This window comes from Bradyrhizobium sp. 215_C5_N1_1, assembly GCF_052075935.1.
In the GTDB taxonomy this organism is placed as follows: domain Bacteria; phylum Pseudomonadota; class Alphaproteobacteria; order Rhizobiales; family Xanthobacteraceae; genus Bradyrhizobium; species Bradyrhizobium barranii.
The window spans coordinates 5,326,032-5,342,172 of the sequence record NZ_CP197228.1; the positions used below are offsets into that span (position 1 = coordinate 5,326,032).

11 protein-coding genes and 1 pseudogene are annotated in these 16,141 nt (G+C 63.8%); 6 read left to right on the forward strand and 6 right to left on the reverse strand.

Translation table 11 applies throughout. The features are described 5' to 3' along the window. Positions 1-138: 138 nt before the first annotated feature. Positions 139-1,614: an FAD-binding oxidoreductase gene (locus tag AB7G19_RS25900; protein WP_441268270.1), complete on the forward strand. Its 1,476-nt coding sequence runs from the start codon at positions 139-141 to the stop codon at positions 1,612-1,614. 141 nt (positions 1,615-1,755) lie between these two features. Here AB7G19_RS25900 and AB7G19_RS25905 read toward each other — a convergent pair. Next, positions 1,756-3,672, reverse strand: a pseudogene (locus AB7G19_RS25905) (molybdopterin-containing oxidoreductase family protein); the annotation flags it as partial. Positions 3,673-3,941: 269 nt separating this feature from the next. Between AB7G19_RS25905 and AB7G19_RS25910 the strand changes: the two are divergent. Next, on the forward strand, positions 3,942-4,217 hold the full coding sequence (locus AB7G19_RS25910) for a DUF3303 domain-containing protein (protein WP_038941960.1): 276 nt from the start codon (positions 3,942-3,944) through the stop codon (positions 4,215-4,217). Between the two features lie 489 nt (positions 4,218-4,706). On the opposite strand, the gene AB7G19_RS25915 is transcribed toward AB7G19_RS25910, so the two are convergent. Continuing rightward, positions 4,707-6,266: an acyl-CoA carboxylase subunit beta gene (locus tag AB7G19_RS25915; protein WP_441268271.1), complete on the reverse strand. Its 1,560-nt coding sequence runs from the start codon at positions 6,264-6,266 to the stop codon at positions 4,707-4,709. Continuing rightward, positions 6,196-7,170, reverse strand: a complete 975-nt coding sequence (locus AB7G19_RS25920; RefSeq protein WP_208086270.1) for an IclR family transcriptional regulator — start codon at positions 7,168-7,170, stop codon at positions 6,196-6,198. Before AB7G19_RS25920 ends, AB7G19_RS25915 begins: the two co-directional genes overlap by 71 nt. A gap of 94 nt (positions 7,171-7,264) precedes the next feature. Here AB7G19_RS25920 and AB7G19_RS25925 point away from each other — a divergent pair, with 94 nt between their 5' ends. The 4 genes from AB7G19_RS25925 (at position 7,265) to glsA (ending at position 12,928) form a co-directional block, all read left to right on the forward strand. Continuing rightward, positions 7,265-7,486 carry a biotin/lipoyl-containing protein gene (locus AB7G19_RS25925; RefSeq protein WP_014495968.1) on the forward strand — a complete coding sequence of 74 codons (222 nt, stop codon included), beginning with the start codon at positions 7,265-7,267 and terminating at the stop codon, positions 7,484-7,486. A gap of 167 nt (positions 7,487-7,653) precedes the next feature. Beyond that, on the forward strand, positions 7,654-8,817 hold the full coding sequence (locus AB7G19_RS25930) for a TAXI family TRAP transporter solute-binding subunit (protein ID WP_441268272.1): 1,164 nt from the start codon (positions 7,654-7,656) through the stop codon (positions 8,815-8,817). Positions 8,818-8,859: 42 nt separating this feature from the next. Beyond that, positions 8,860-11,058, forward strand: coding sequence for a TRAP transporter permease (locus tag AB7G19_RS25935; RefSeq protein WP_441268273.1), 2,199 nt, complete (start codon positions 8,860-8,862; stop codon positions 11,056-11,058). A 22-nt stretch (positions 11,059-11,080) separates the two neighbouring features. Continuing rightward, positions 11,081-12,928, forward strand: coding sequence for a glutaminase A (glsA, locus tag AB7G19_RS25940; RefSeq protein ID WP_441268274.1), 1,848 nt, complete (start codon positions 11,081-11,083; stop codon positions 12,926-12,928). 15 nt (positions 12,929-12,943) lie between these two features. Here glsA and AB7G19_RS25945 read toward each other — a convergent pair whose 3' ends face one another. The 3 genes from AB7G19_RS25945 to AB7G19_RS25955 all read right to left on the reverse strand — a co-directional run bounded on the left by AB7G19_RS25945 (position 12,944) and on the right by AB7G19_RS25955 (position 16,133). Continuing rightward, positions 12,944-13,246: a nucleoside triphosphate pyrophosphohydrolase family protein gene (locus tag AB7G19_RS25945; protein WP_014495972.1), complete on the reverse strand. Its 303-nt coding sequence runs from the start codon at positions 13,244-13,246 to the stop codon at positions 12,944-12,946. A 26-nt stretch (positions 13,247-13,272) separates the two neighbouring features. Further along, a complete protein-coding gene (locus AB7G19_RS25950; protein WP_441268275.1) occupies positions 13,273-13,800 on the reverse strand; it encodes a carboxymuconolactone decarboxylase family protein in 528 nt (175 codons plus the stop codon). 95 nt (positions 13,801-13,895) lie between these two features. Continuing rightward, positions 13,896-16,133 (reverse strand): N,N-dimethylformamidase beta subunit family domain-containing protein, encoded by a 2,238-nt coding sequence (locus AB7G19_RS25955; protein ID WP_441268276.1) that lies wholly within the window; start codon positions 16,131-16,133, stop codon positions 13,896-13,898. Positions 16,134-16,141 lie beyond the last annotated feature (8 nt).

Below are 16,141 nucleotides of genomic sequence, written 5' to 3' on the forward strand. Positions count from 1 at the left end.
ACGGGTACCTGCTCGGTGCGTTCGTCCACGGTCCCCCGCTTCGAGACATATTGCCATTAGACTCCCCGCCGCAAACGTGGAGAATACCCCCGCACGTTACGTGCGCAGTGCACACCAAGATGCGCCAGGGGAAACAAAATGCCGGCTGCCTTCCCGTCCTCCCTACCCACCATCCCGACCGCTCCTTTGACCGCCCGGATGCGCGATGCGCTGCGCGCGATCGTCGGCGAGAAGGGCCTGATCGAGGACGAGCACGGCAAGCAGCCGTACGTGACGGACTGGCGCGGACTACTGGTCGGCGGCGCGGGCGCCGTCGTTCGTCCTGGCAGCACCGAGGAAGTCTCGAAGGTCGTCCGGCTTTGCCATGAGCACGGCGTCGCGATCGTGCCGCAGGGTGGCAACACCGGTCTGATGGGCGGGGCCACGCCCTGGCCAGCGCACACCGGCATCGTGTTGTCGCTCGGCCGCATGAACCGCGTGCTGGACGTCGATGCCGTCGGCTACGCGATGACGGTCGAGGCCGGCTGCGTTCTCCAGACGCTTCAGGAGACCGCAAGCCGTCACGACAGGTTCCTGCCGCTCAGCCTTGGCGCCCAGGGCTCATGCATGATCGGCGGCAACCTGTCGACCAACGCCGGCGGCGTGCAGGTGCTCCGCTATGGCAATGCCCGCAATCTCGTCTTGGGGCTCGAAGTCGTGCTGGCCAACGGGGACGTCTGGGACGGACTGCGTGCGCTCAAGAAGGACAACACGGGCTACGACCTCAAGCACCTTTTCATGGGCGCCGAGGGAACGCTGGGCATCATCACGAAGGCCGTCCTCAAGCTGTGGCCGGCGCCGAAGGACGTCTGCACGGCGTGGCTGGCGATCCGCGATCCGCGCGCGGCGCTGGAGATCCTGTCCGAAGCCCATGCGGCATCAGGGGACAATGTCGGCTCCTGCGAGCTGATGAGCCGCAGCGCCATCGACATGGTGCTGCGCCATATTCCCGGCACCCAGGATCCTCTCAAGGCCGACACGCCATGGTACCTCCTGCTCGAATGGTCGTCCTCGCGGGCCCGACAGGACGGGACCGAGGGCATGACCGAGAAGCTGGAGCAGTTTCTCGCTGATCAGCTCGAGGCCGGCCGCGTGCTCGACGCGGCATTGGCGCAGACGGTCGGTCAATCGCGCAACATGTGGCGCATCCGGGAAAGCGTCGCCGAGGCCTCCCGCGCCGAGGGGCCGGGACTGAGCTACGACGTGTCGGTGGCCATCTCCAGGATTCCCGGCTTCATCGACCAGGGGCTCAAGGCCGTGCTCGACATTCTTCCGACCATTCGCCCCTATCCTTTGGGACACATCGGCGACGGCAATCTGCATTTCTCGTTCATGGGCCCCAAAGGCATGGATCAGCAGACGCTGACCCAATATTCGTCCGCCATCACGCGGGCCGTGAACGATCTCATCACTTCCATGGGCGGCTCGATCTCGGCGGAGCACGGCATCGGCATCGACAAGCTCGACGAGCTCAGTCACTACCGCTCGAAGACCGAGCTCGACGTCATGCGCACCATCAAGCGCGCGCTCGATCCGCAGAACATCATGAATCCAGGCAAGGTGCTGCGGCTGTGACGGATGCCGGATAGCCTCGTCTACAACGACGCCTGTCCTTCGCGCGACCTCCACGCGGGCGCCGTAGTCGGACTGGCCAACGGAGAAGTGAAAAAGACTGAGAGCGTCTCCGGTCAGAACCGCGTCGCCGGACGTGAGATGATTGAGGCCAACCCAGCCATCGCGCATCCAGACCACCCCGGGCTTGACGTCGTCGGTGACGCAGGCCTTTGCCGCGAACTCGCCCCGCTGATTGTAAATCCTGATCGCATCCCCGTTGCTGAGTTGACGCGCCTCTGCATCCACCGGCGATATCCAGAGTTGCGGGGCGACATTGTGCTTTGCCAATGCCGGGAGAGCCTGGCCCTCGTCATAGAACGAATGAAAATGTGTCAGCGTCCTTCCGAAGCTCAGCGACAACGGATAGGGCGAAGCCTGGTCGCCGCCGTGCACCGGAAGTGGCGGAAGCCCGAGCCTTGCCGCCTGCGGCGAGCAGAATTCGATCTTCCCGGACGGTGAATCGAATTTCCGATCCGCATAGGCGACCGCGGGCACGTTAAGAGGCAAAAAGCCACCGGCAGCGCGCAGCGACGCAACAGTCGCATGGCCGGTTGTCGTGTCATTCAAGATGACATCGATCACCTCTTCGATCGACGCCCACGGAAAGAAGTCAGCAAGCCCGAGGGAGTCTGCCAAAGAACTCAGGATTTCATAGATCGGGCGCGTCTCTCCCTCCCGCTCCAGTGCACGCTCCATCAGATAGAGGTGCGTGTTCGTCACCTTAAATCCCAGTTCCTCGAGCCAGGCGGTTCCAGGCAACAACACATCGGCGAAACGCCGCGCCGTTTCATTCATGAACAGATCGACGCAAACGACCAGACCCGTCTTGTTGAGACCATGGGAGATTTCACCGGCGTCCGCGAAGGACGACAGCATGTTGGTCCCCAGCAGGAGCAAAACCTTGAGCTGCCCGTCGGACAAGGCCTTTGCGATGTCGGGCATTTGATTGGCAACATAATTGCCCGGCGCGCGTGCCACACCCGTATTCAGATTGCACATGGTCGCACTGTGGGCGCCATGACGTGGGCCGAGACCGCCGCCTGCAACCCCAAAATTGCCGGTCAACGCCGGCAGACAGCTGATCGCACGCGCCGCGTGCCAGCCGTTGGCACTCTTGTGCATGGAGCTGCCGCCGAGAAGGATCATGGCTGGTCGCGTGGACGCGTACGCTCTGGCGAACGACGCAATCTGGCCTTCCTCAAGACCGGTCTCGGCTGCTGCCCAGGCCGGCGCGAAGGGCAGAACGTGAGACGACAATTCCGCGAAGCCGACGGTATGCGCTTCGATAAACTCAGAGTCATAGAGCTTTTCAGTGACGATGACGTGCATGACGGCCAAAGCGAACGCAGCGTCCGATCCAGGGCGGATCAGGAAAACTTCATCCGATTGAGCCGCCGCTTCCGTTCTCCTTACATCGATCGTGATGACTTTTGCCCCGCGACGCCGAGCCGCGACGATATGACGGGCGGTATTGGGCTGACTCGAAATGTTCGCGCCCCAAAGCACGATCATGTTCGAGTTCTCAGCCATATCCTCCTTGGTATTGACCTTGAGCGCGCCCGTCAGACCCACTCCAAAACCGCCAAGCCCCCAACAGACCATTGCAGGATGCCAGTTCTGGCATCCATACATATGCGCGAAACGCTGCATCAACTGCACCGTCACGGCACTCCCCACGGTGAAGCCGCCATGCCCCGCCCATAGACCCACCGCCTCGGGCCCAGCCGACCGCATCCGCTTCGCCATGAAATCCAGCGCCTCGTCCCAGCTTACGCGGCGCCAGATGTCGGTGCGGCGATCGTCGCGAATCTGGGGGTAGAGCAGTCGCTTCGGATTGCCGAAGATCTCGCTGGTCGCGCGCCCGCGAACGCAAAGAAACCCGGCACTGTCCGGATTATCCTTGTCTCCGCTCAGCGTCTTGAGCCGACCGCTCTCGACCTCAACCTGCATTCCGCAAAACGTCGGGTGGCAGTTCATCGGACACATGGTGCGGACGATCTTCGCATCGACAGCCGACATGAGCGAGCCCTCCCGGTCTCATTCCCGAGATGATCTTATCAGAGACGGGATAGGTCGGCAGCCCCAATGAGTTCCCCGTTCGCGCCGCTACGGCCGTATCGTCATGTTCTCCGGCGGACGCCGGTGACACACGACCAAGTCCGCTACGGCGCCTCCACCGCACTAACCCACGGCTTCATTCGCCGTTGTTATTCGACATGCCAGCGCTATTGTGCGCGGGCGGCGCAGCCGCAGCATTCATCCAATAATTCAGATTATGGGAGAATCGCATGAAATTCATTACAACCTGGAGTGTACCTCAAGGCACCTTCAATGCAGCCGTCAGCCGTTTTCTGGAAACCGGCGGAGCGCCACCCGAAGGCGTCAAGATGCTGGGCCGGTGGCATGGCATGAACGGACAGGGATTTGCGATCTCTGAATCGAGCGATCCAAAGGCGATGTATCGCTGGCTCGCGCAGTGGGCTGACCTGCTCCCATTGACCGTCACACCCTGTCTGGAGGATGGCGACGCGGGCGAAGTGATGGCCTCGCTGCCCAAGCGCTAATCGTCAATCCTCATGTCGCTGCCGCTGAAGACCGGCGGCAGTGACATCCCCGGCAGGTCTAAAATGTCGATCTGTCCGGCCGAAGGCGTGGCCGTTTCCGTGGCGGCTTACAACGAATGTGTTTGCGGGTATTTCGATAGGGCCGTCAGTGACGCCCGCGATTCCTTTAGCGCTCAGGTGGCGGGCGTGGAATCACCCATTGCTCGAGGCGATCGATTGATGCCTCCCGTTCATGCTGGCCCAGCCAAACCGTAAAGAGAACCAGCGCGGCGGCGAGAGCCCCGATGCCGAAATACAGGTTCCTCATGCGCGTTTGAATGCACCGCGCCGGAAATGGTTCCATCCATCACGACTTTCACCGCGCCGCTCCACGAGGAGCGAAGCGACGAAGCAATCCAGACGGCCTCCGCGGGTAAAGTCTGGATTGCTTCGCGGAGCCCGTCATCGGGACTTCGCTTCGCGCGCCCGGTTGCTCGCAATGACCGCAACCTACGGCCTGATCGTCATGTTCTCCGGCGGCCCCGCCTTCCGCAACGGCTCGGCCAGCCTTGCGAACTCGCATAGCAGCGACCGCGTCTTCCGGGGATCGATGATCTCCTCGACCCAGAATTTTTCGGCGGAGCGAAACGGCGAGCGTAGCTTGTTCAGCCGTTCCTGGATCTCGTTGAGCTTGCCCGCCTTGTCCTCGGCCGCATCGATGTCGGCGCGGTAGGCGGCTTCGATGCCGCCTTCGAGCGGCAGCGAGCCCCAATAGGCTGACGGCCAGGCGTAGCGGATCGAGAAGCGGTCGGCCGGCTGATGCACCACGCCGGCGACACCGAAGGCATTGCGCAGGATCACGGTGCACCAGGGCACGGTGGTCTGGTTGACCGCGGCCATGGCGCGGACGCCGTGGCGGATGGTGGCCGCCTTCTCGGCATCGAGGCCGATCATGAAGCCCGGGCAGTCCATGAGATAGACGATCGGCAGGTGAAAGGTTTCGGCGAAGTCGACCCAGCGCACCACCTTCTGGCACGCATCCGCGGTCCACGAGCCGCCGTAGTGAAAGCTGTCGCTCGCAAGCACCATCACCGCCCTGCCCTCGAGCCGGGCGAGACCGACAATGATTGGCTTACCGAAATTCTTGGCGACCTCGAAGAACGAGCCCTTGTCGACGACCTGCTCGACGATCGGCCGCATCTTGTAGACCTGCTTGCGGTTGCGCGGCACCGCATTCATCAGCGCTTCTTCGGTGCGCTCCGGATTGTCGGTGCAGGGCAAGGTCGGCGGCAGCTCATAGACCGATGACGGCAGATAAGAGAGGAAACGTCGCGCGCAGGCGAACGCCTCTTCTTCCGTATCGACGGCGTGATCGACCGCGCCGGCGCGAGTCTGGATGTCGGCGCCGCCGAGCTCCTCCTTGGTGAGGTCCTGCCCCAGCGCCTTCACCACCGGTGGCCCCGCGACGAACATCGCGGACTTCCGGGTCATGATGGAATAGTGGCTGGCGGCAAGGCGTGCCGCGCCAAGGCCAGCGACCGAGCCGAGGCCGAGCGCGACGACCGGCACGCGCGACAAATTCTCCGTCGTGAAGCGATACCAGCGCGTGCCGCCAATGCCGCCCGGCAGATTGGCCGCGCCCTTGGTCTCGATGGTCTTGACCGAGCCGCCGCCGCCGGACCCCTCGATGATGCGGACGATGGGCAGGTGGAAATCATGCGCCATCTCCTCCGCCATCAACGGCTTTGCCGAGATCGACGCATCGGCCGAGCCGCCGCGCACGGTAAAATCGTCGCCGACGACCACCACGGTGCGGCCTTCGACACGCGCGCGGCCGAACACGCAGTTCGCCGGCGTCAATTTCTGCAGCTCGCCGCTGGAATCGTACTCACCGATTCCGGAGACGGCACCGATTTCGTGAAAGCTGCCCTTGTCGATCAGCTTGTCGATACGCTCCCGAACAGTCAGTCGGCCCTGGTCATGCTGACGCTTGACCTTGTCAACGCCGCCCATCTCCCGCGCGAAGGCTTCGCGCCGGGCGAGCTCGTCGAGTTCCGGCTTCCAGTTCATTCACTCCCTCCGAATTGATCGGCTTGTTATTGTTGTGCACGGCCATTGCGACCGGTTTACGCGAGATACGGTTGTTGAAGACGTCGCCTTCCGCGCCCTCCATCAGGCTTCCGAGCGAGCGGCCGAGCGCGACCATCAACGGCGCGACTTCAGCATGCAGACGCTGCTCGTCATACATCGACGACAGCAGCCCGATCGTGATGACGACGAAGGTCTGGTATTGCGGCGACCAGATCGGCACCGCGAGGCCGTTGATGTGCGGGCTCCACAGGCCGCAGGCCGTGACATAACCGCGCTCGAGCAACGACTGCCTGTTGGCCTCGATGCGGGGCCGCAGGATCTTTGCAGCTTCGGGCGCTTCCCGTTCCATGTCTGTAATGAAGGCATCGCCGACTTCAGGCGCCAGCGCCGCGGTGTAGGCCGCGCCCGCGGCCGTCGAGGCCATCGAGATGCGGCTGCCGGTGCCCTCATGCAGGCCGAGCGCAGTCGCCGAGCGCGCGAACTGGAGATAGACCAGATGGAAGCGATCGGGGACGACGAAGCCGACAGTGCCAGGCAATTGCTCGGCGACTTCCTGCAGCCGCTGCCGGATCATGCTGCGCAGCTGCGCGCCCTTCATCATCGAGGCGCTCATCGCCACTGCGCTCGGACCGATGCGATATTTCTGGTCGCGCGGCAGGTAGACGAGTTGCCCCATCCGCGTCAGCGTGTGCGTGAGCCGCGACACCGTCGAGCGCGGCAGGCCGCAGCGATTTGAAATCTCGAGATTGCCGAGTCGGGCCTCATGGCCCTCGAAGCATCGCAACACGTCGAACGCGCGCGACACCACCTGGATGACATCACCCTCGCCGGCATCGCCAGCGAGCGCACCTTGCCTGCTTAACCGCTCCGATCGTCGTCCCATGTTCCCTACCGTTCGTTCCGCTCTGCGGAATTAAATTCCACTTGCAGACGACGCTACCTCAGGCATTTTGCAACGACAACAAAAAGGCGATGGCATGCCAGAAATTAAGATCGTCACGGAGGTCGCGGGTCGCATCTGCGCAACTCCCGTGCAAGTTGGAGGAACCGTTGCTGATGGCGATGACGTTGTAGTCGTCGAGGCCATGAAGATGGAGATACCTGTGCCCTCGCCTGCGAGCGGCACGATCACATCGCTGCTCGTCAAGCTCGACGATGTCGTCGCCGAAGGACAGGCGATCGCGATCGTCGCGAACTGACTGCATTATCCGTGGCTTCCGCGACAATCTGTCTGCCTCATCGCCGCGTTCGCGGTACGGCGTTGCCATCGCCTGATCGCGATGACATGATCTGCTTCAAACAAAAATCTGTTTCAAACAAAGAATGAAACTCTTCGCGGCAAACGCGAGGATCATTGGAGGGAAACATGCTTCGTGGGCTGACCATGCTCGCGCCTGCCTTGGTTGCGGGCATTTCTTTTGCGTCTACACGCTATGCAATCGCCGAAGACATCAAGCTGCCGCCGACATTGACATTCACCGCCTATGACACCGGAACCGCCGGATTCAACATCGCGGTTGGCGTCGGCAAGATGATGAAGGACAAATACGGCACCGATGTGCGCGTGCTGCCCGCAGGCAACGACGTCGCGCGGCTTGCACCACTGCGCGCCAAGCGCGCGGCGTCATCGGCGATGGGATCAGGTACCTATTTCGCGCAGGAAGGCGTGTTCGAGTTCGGCTCGAAGGAATGGGGCCCGCAGCCGCTCCAGATCATGCTCTCGAGCGTCGATTGCAATTGCGGTTCGCTTGGGGTCGCAGCCGATAGCGGCGTGAAAGATCTGAAAGACCTGAAAGGCAAGCGCGTCGGCTTCGTGGTCGGCTCGCCCGCGCTGAACCAGAACTCGCTCGCGGTGCTCGCCTTCGCAGGCCTGACGCAGAAGGACGTCAAGGTCGTCGAGTTCGCGAGCTACGGCGCGATGTGGAAAGGCCTGATCAACAACGACACCGACGCCGCCTTCGGCACCACCATCACCGGCCCCGCCAAGGAAGCCGAGACCTCGCCGCGCGGCCTGGTCTGGCCGCCATTGCCCGCCAAGGACAAGGAAGGCTGGGCGCGGATGCAGAAGGTCGGCTCGTTCTTCTTCCCGCAGACGGCAACCTGCGGCGCCGGCATCACGCCGGACAAGCCGATCGAGCTCGGCAACTACCCCTACCCGATCTTCGTCGCCTATGCCTCGCAACCGGCCGACCAGATCTATGCGATGACCAAGGCGATGATCGTGAGCTACGACGCGTACAAGGACTCCGCGCCCGGCGCCGGCGGGCTCGCTGCGGACCGGCAGACCAAGAACTGGGTGGTGCCGGTGCATCCCGGCGCAGTGAAGGCCTTGAAAGAAGCCGGGCAATGGTCTGACGCGCAGGACGCCCACAACAACAAGCTGTTCAAGCGTCAGGAAGTGCTTGGCGCGGCATGGGCGGATTACGGCAAGTCCAATCCACCGTCGGACGAAAAGGCCTTCCTCGAGGGCTGGATGAAGGCGCGCGCCACGGCGCTGGCCAAGGCCGACATGCCGAACGGGTTTGACTGACCGTCAAGCTGCCTGCCGCAGAACTGTTTGAGGAGAGCGCCGATGTCAGAGACTGCGGCAGCGCCGGCGACGAAGGTTGAGTTCGCAGATCCGCATCTCGGCGCCGCTGCCGACCTGCAGGAAGCCGAGGTCACGCGTGTCCGTACGCTGAAGGGCGCGGGGCGCTGGGTGCTGATGACGGCCACCGCGGCCACCATTCTGTTGTGTGTGAACCAGCAATTCTCGCTGCGGTTCTTCATCGACTACACCCAGCTCAACACCGAATATTTCTACCTGCTGATCGCGTTGATGCTCCCATTCACCTTCCTGATCTTTCCGGGATCGGAGAAGGCACCGCTCGACCGCATCCCCTGGTATGATCTGCTGCTGTTCGCGGCGACCTTCGGTTCGGCGATCTGGCTGATGCTCAACATCCGCAAGGCCGCGCAATTCGGCTGGGAGTTCGATGGCGCGCCTGGCAGCGTCATCGCCGCCGGACTCGTGATGTGGTTCGTGCTGATGGAGGCGCTGCGGCGCACCGGCGGCTGGAGCCTGCTGCTCAGCGTGCTGCCCTTCACGCTCTATCCGCTATTTGCGGATTCCTCCTGGCTCGGTCCGTTCCGCGGCACGCAATCGACGCTGGCGCAGACCACGTCCTATCACATGCTCTCCGGCGAGAGCCTGCTTGGGATTCCGATCCAGGCCTTCGCCGACACCGTGATCGGCTTCCTCGTCTTCGGCACCGCGCTGATGATGACGGGCGCGGGAAAATTCTTCATCAACATCGCCTTCGCGATGTGCGGCACTTTTCGTGGGGGCGCGGCAAAGGTCTGCGTGTTCGCCTCCGGCCTGCTCGGCACCGTCGGCGGCAGCATCGTCTCCAACGTGCTAACCGCCGGCACGATGACGATCCCCGCCATGAAGAAGACCGGCTTCACGCCGTCCTATTCCGGCGCGATCGAGGCCTGCGCCTCGACGGGCGCTGTGCTGGCACCGCCAGTTTTGGGTGCCACTGCCTTCGTCATGGCGCAGTTCATGAACACCGGCTATGCCGACGTCGCGCTCGCCGCCACCATCCCCTCGATCCTCTATTATGTCGGCCTGTTCGCACAGGTCGACGCCTATGCCGCCCGCCACAAGCTGAAGGGCCTGCCGCGCGCCGAGCTGCCGCGCTTCTGGGACGCTTTCAAAGAGGGCTGGTACTATCTGTTCGTGATCGTCGTGCTCGTGGTGATGCTGCTCTACTTCAAGCGCGAGAGCCACGCGCCGTTCTATGCCTCCGTGCTGCTCGTGATCCTGCATCAATGGTCCGGGCCGGCGCGCTGGAAGCACGGCAATACGCTGGTGCTCGCCGGTTCTATCGCGGCAACGGCTGCGATGTTCTGGTTCGGCGTGCTCAATGCCGCGCTGTGGGGCATGTGCCTGCTGGCCGCGCTGAACGAATTCTTCCCCGGCAAGAACTGGGGCGGCGCGCGCTGGCTGCATTTCCTCGAACTCAACGGCAAGACCTTCGTCGAGCTGATCGCGATCCTCGCCGGCTGTGGCCTCTTGATCGGCGCCTTCTCGCTCACCGGCGTGATCTCGAGCCTCGCCAACGACCTGCTCAGCATCGCCGGGGGCGATGCCTTCCTGCTGCTGATCATGTGCGCCATCACCAGCCTGATCCTCGGGCTCGGGCTGACCACGACCTCCTGCTACATCTTCCTGGCCATTCTGGTGGCGCCGGCGCTGGAGAAGCTCGGGCTGAACAAGATGGCCGTGCACATGTTCATCTTCTACTGGGGCATGCTGTCCTCGATCACGCCGCCGGTGGCGATCGCCTCCTTCGCGGCGGCCGGCATCGCCGGCGCGCCCGCGATGAAGACGGGCTGGGAGAGCATGTGGGTCGGCAGCATCATCTATTTCATCCCGTTTTTCTTCGTGCTCAATCCGGCGCTGCTGCTTCAGGGCAGCAACCCGTATCTGGAGGCATTCGGGCTGACCGGACTTGCCTGCTTCGGCATCGTCTTCATTTGCGGCGGCATCCAGGGCTACCAGGCTTTTGTCGGCGACCTTCGCGGCGCGGGCCTGATGGAGTGGCCTTTGCGGGTGCTGCTGGTGATCGGCGGCTTTGTCGTGGCCACCCCGGGCGGCGGGATCATGCCGCTGTCGCAAATGCAGGTCACGCTGCTGGGCCTCGCGATCCTCGTGCCCACGGTTTTGATCGCCCTGCTGCTGGTCCGGCGGCAGGCCGTGGTGCCGGACGGGTTGCGCGTGCCCTGATTGCGTTGCACAAAGACAGGCGATGACAACGCTTTCGCCTCTCGCCTCCGCCTGGACCCGCTCGAAGCCGCCCTTGCTGCGGTTTCTGGGCAATTGTCTCAACGAATTCTCGGCCGAGACCTCCGGCGCCGTCGCCGACTACATCCCCGAGCTGAGCAAGGCCGACCCTGCCCATTTTGGCATCAGCCTCGCGACCCTGGACGGCCATGTCTACGAGGTCGGCGACAGCCGGGTGCCCTTCACCATCCAGTCGATGTCAAAGCCGTTCGTGTTCGCGCTGGCGCTGGACCTCCTGGGCGCCGGCCGCGTCGAGGGCGCGATCGGCGTCGAGCCTTCGGGCGATCCCTTCAACTCGATCCGGCTCAATTCCGACAACCATCCGTTCAACCCGATGGTCAATGCCGGTGCCATCGCCTGCACCGGGCTGATCTATGAGAGCAAGGGCCCGGACGCGTTCGAGCAGATCCGGCTTGCGCTCAGCCGTTTTGCGGGGCGCGATCTCGCCGTGGACGAGGCCGTTTACAGCTCGGAGAGCCAGACCGGCGACCGCAACCGCGCCATCGGCTATCTCCTCAAGACCAACGCGGTGATCTCGGACAATGTCGCCGGCGTGCTCGACGTCTATTTCCGGCAATGCGCGGTGCTGGTCACGGCGCGCGACATCGCGGTGATGGCGGCGACGCTCGCCAACCGCGGCGTCAATCCCGTGACGGGCGAGCAGGTGCTGACGCCCTACGCGATCTCGCGCACGCTGTCGGTGATGACGTCGTCGGGGATGTACGACTACGCCGGCGAGTGGATCTACCGGATCGGCATCCCCGCCAAGAGCGGCGTCGGCGGCGGCATCCTCGCGGCCCTTCCCGCCCGGCTCGGGCTCGGCAGCTATTCGCCGAGGCTCGACAAGCATGGCAACAGCGTGCGCGGCATCAAGGTCTGCGAGGCGCTGTCCTCGCATTACGACCTGCACATGCTCAACCGCAGCGACGACGCGCGCAACGCCGTCATCGCCGATTACGACATCGGCAAGAGCCCGTCGCGGCGCGTGCGCCGGCCGCAGGAGCGCGAGATTCTGGCCGGGCGCGAGCAGGAGGTGCGGGTCATCGAGCTGGTCGGCACGCTGTCGCTGTCGGCAGTGGACTATGTCTCGCGCAGGCTGGCCGGACAGGCCCGGCCGCAAATCGTGATCTTCGATCTCCACCGCGTCACCTCCACCACGCGCGCCGGGGCGCGGCTCGTCGCCGAGGCGTTCGAGGAGCTGGCAGCGCTGAACGTGACCGTCGTCCTGTCAGGGGTCAGGCGTGCGTCGAAGGAATGGGACAGCCTGCGGGAATGGACGGCGGAGCTGAAGAACGTCCGCGACTTCTATCTGCTCGACACCGCGATCGAATGGGCGGAAGACCAGATCGTCTACCGTTACGGCGGCTCGATCGATTTCCACGAAACCACCGAGCTTGCCGAACAGCCGCTGCTATCAGGCATGAGCGAGGAAGAGCTGACCGACCTCACCTCGATCTGCACGATCCGGACCTTTCCATCCGGGGCAAAGATCATCACGACAGGCGACCCCGCCGATTCCCTGTTCTTCCTGCGCAGCGGCGCCGTGCATGTCACCCTGCCCGACGGCGTGCGGCTGGCGACGCTGACCGCCGGCATGGCCTTCGGCGAGATGGCGCTGCTGGAGCCGACGCGTTCGGCCGATGTTTACGCGGACATGGCAGCGACCGCATTCGAGGTGCCGCTGAAGGATTTCGAGCGCTTCCGCAAGCAGCACCCGCGCGCTTCCGAGCGCATCATGCGCAATCTGGCGCAGCTGCTCGCCGACCGCCTGATCGTCGCCAATGCCAAGGTCGACATTCTGACGTCGACGTGAGCGCGCTGATCCGGGTCAGCGGCTCGCGGCTTCGCTCAGTCGCCGCTTGATCTTGGCAGCGCTCGCCTTGAGCAATTCGGACGGCTGCTGGCCGGTCGCGGCGCACAGGCAAGCCCAGTAGTAGATGACGTCGCCGAGCTCATCGACGAGGCCCGCCTTGTCGAGCCAGTCATCGCGCAGCAGCTTCTTGATGTGGTCGGCGACCTCGCCGGATTCGCCGGCGAGGCCGAGCCCGAGATAGGACAGCCGCTCGTTGGACGGATGCTCATCGACTTTCGCAATGCTCGCGGCCCAGACCGCGTATTCATCGATCGTCATCGGCAGACCTCGCCACAGTTTTTGGATCAGCCCACCACTTCCGTGACAGGCTGGAGATCGATTTCAAAAGTCTCCAGAAATTTCGAGGTCATGATGTAGAAGCCGACCGAAAGCTGGAGCTCGACCAGCGCGGCCGGTGTCAGCTTCGATGCGATCGTCTTGAATGTCGCATCCGTCGGCTTCTTCAGCTTCACGATCTCGTCGGTGAAGGCGAGTGCGGCGCGCTGCACCTCGTTGAAGCAGGTCGCGGCCTGCCAGTTCTCCAGCGCTTCGTTCTGCTCGTCGGTGACGCCGACATTCTTGCCGATGCGCTTGTGCGCGACGATCTCATACGGCGCCTCGCACAAAATGCCGGTGCGGGTGATCGCGAGCTCGCGCACGATGGGATCGAGCTCGCCCTTGTGGCGGATGGCTCCGCCGAGCCGGCAGTATTGCTCAAAGTAGCTCGGCGAGTGCGCCATCATGCGGAAGATGTTGGCGTTGCGGTTCTTGTCGAGAATTTCGCGGGTGCGGTCGGACGCCTTGATCGGGTCGCTGTAGTTGATGCGGGCCATCAGTCACCTTGGGTCTTGATCTTGTTGTCGTTTGTTCGAGCAGAGGTCCCAAGAGTATTCTCGCACCGGCCCAAGAGCAACATCGTCGCGTGAGGTCATCCCCCTTGTGCGGGGGCCTTCGGCACCGGGAATGGCGTCGAATCGGCGAAGCGCCTGACGATGTTGGTCACCAGCAGGGCTGCCACGTTGTTGTAGCCGTCGACCGGCAACGCGCCGATGAAATTCATCGAGCCGACGGAGAACACCGCACCGCCATTCGGCGTCTCGAAAAAGGTCAGGTCGGAGCGGATGATGTCCTCGCGCGATGCCGGCCAGGTATGGTCGTAGCGCTCTTCGTTGACGGGCTGATAGGTCGGATCAGTGAGGACTGCGCGGCCGACGATGATCGCATGATGCGGGGTGCCAAGGCGCGTGTCCGCCCGATCCAGCTCGTGACCCGCCGCGCCGCCGCCCATGAAGCCGCGCTCGCCAAGCTTGGCACCGGGCTTCGCCAGATCCTCGATCCCCTCGCGCATGAAGGCGACGCGGGAATCGAGAATGCCGTCGAGAAAGGTGTAGGGGAAACCCATATACTCCCCTTGCGTGCTGAAGCCGACGCCGACCAGCGCCTGCGGCGGACGGCCGAGCCGACGCCAGAGGCCGCCATAGGACCCGTCGAACGCGTGATAGCTCTCGCCGGGCAGCGTTTCCCAGAGCCGGATGCCGCCCTCGGCGCGGCGCAGCTCGAAAGCCCAGGTGCCTGTCGCATGCGGCACCACTTTCCAGTAGAAGCCGTTGCCGCCGAGATACATGAAGCGGCCGCCATTGCCGAGATAGGCGCCGAGCGCGTCGAGCGTCTCATGGGTGTGATATTCCGGATGCTGCCCGGTCAGAACCACAGAATATTTCGAGAGCAGATCGACGCCTTCGGCATGGACGTCGTGATCGGTGATGACTTCGAAGTCGATACCCTTGCGGGTCAGCAGATCGGTGATGGCGCTGTCGGCGGAGATCCAGTAGAGGCCGGAACCGTAGTCGCTGGGATCGACCAGATGGATCTGGTTCACACGCTTGTCGATCAGCGGCCGGCGCATCGTCGACATCACCACGCCGCTGCCGTCAGAGTGGAAGTTGTAGGGCGAGACGCCGTACTCGGGATGACCGTCCGGCGCCTGCGCCAGCGCGCCCCAGGCCACCGAGCGCTCCGTGATCAGGGCTTGCCTGCCCTTCTTCTGATACTGGCTGTAGACCGTGTAACTGAAGGTCGGCGCGAGAAAAGCCACCTTGGCCTGCGATCCCGGTATCCGGGCGCGGACATAGAAGACGATGTTGTCGCGCGTGCCATCCTTTTCGAGATGCAGTGCGTAGACGCCGCTCTTCCAGTCCTCCGGCACGGTGAAGGTCAGCGACGGCTGCCAGCCGGAATCGCCGATATCGTCGTCGTGGAAATGGATCGCCCCCCAGAGCTTGGGTTCTTCTGTCCAGCGATGCGTCACGCCGCCGGTCCAGCGCGACCCCGTCATCGCGCGCGTCGGCAAATTGATGCAGGTGCCGTGCGCCTTGGCAGCGCCGATATCGGTCGCGGAGTCGGTTGGAATGCCGATGGAAAAATCCCATTCAGCGATGGACGGAGCCGGCGTTCCAGAAGCCTGCACGGCGATGGTGCCGTCAAGGCCGGTGCTGCCATCGGTGATGCGCGGCCGCTCGATCTTGCCGTTGAAATGGTGGACTACGCCCCGGCCTGCGCGCTCCGCTGCAATCGCCGCCGCCCCCGTGCCGGCCAACGCGGCCTTTGGCGCGCTCAGCGATTTCGTCGCGCGCTCGTCGCGATCGAGCCTGATCTTGCGCGGTGCCTGTGCGATCGCCAACGATCCGGTTGCCGGGTCGAACACGCACGCGATGTCGTGCCACGCCCGCTCGGTGAGCCCGACGCCGGTCTCGACCTCGATGGTGCCCCCGCCGGTCACGAGCCGGACGAAAGCGCCCGCCTTGCCGACGCCGAGCGTCATTGAGCCGCCTGCGCCGGCCCAATTCAGCACGGCCTGCTGGCCCGCGGAGAGCAAGGTCGGCCAGACAGTCGCGGCAAAGGCGATCGGGCCCGCCGGCAGCGTCAGCGCCGATACATCGACCCATGAGCCCTTGGCGATGGTCTGCTCGATGCCATCGTGCTGGCCTTCCAGGTCCCACTTGACCGGAATCTCGCGATAGCCTGGTCCCCTGGGATTCGGGTCGCCACAGATGATGCGGGCGATCCGCGCCGAATAGCGGCCGCCGCCCTTGACCGCAATCATGAAGTTGATGTCGTCGCCGGAGCGCACGCTCCAGCGGTCCGCATAACCGGTGATCGGAAGCATCGAAAATC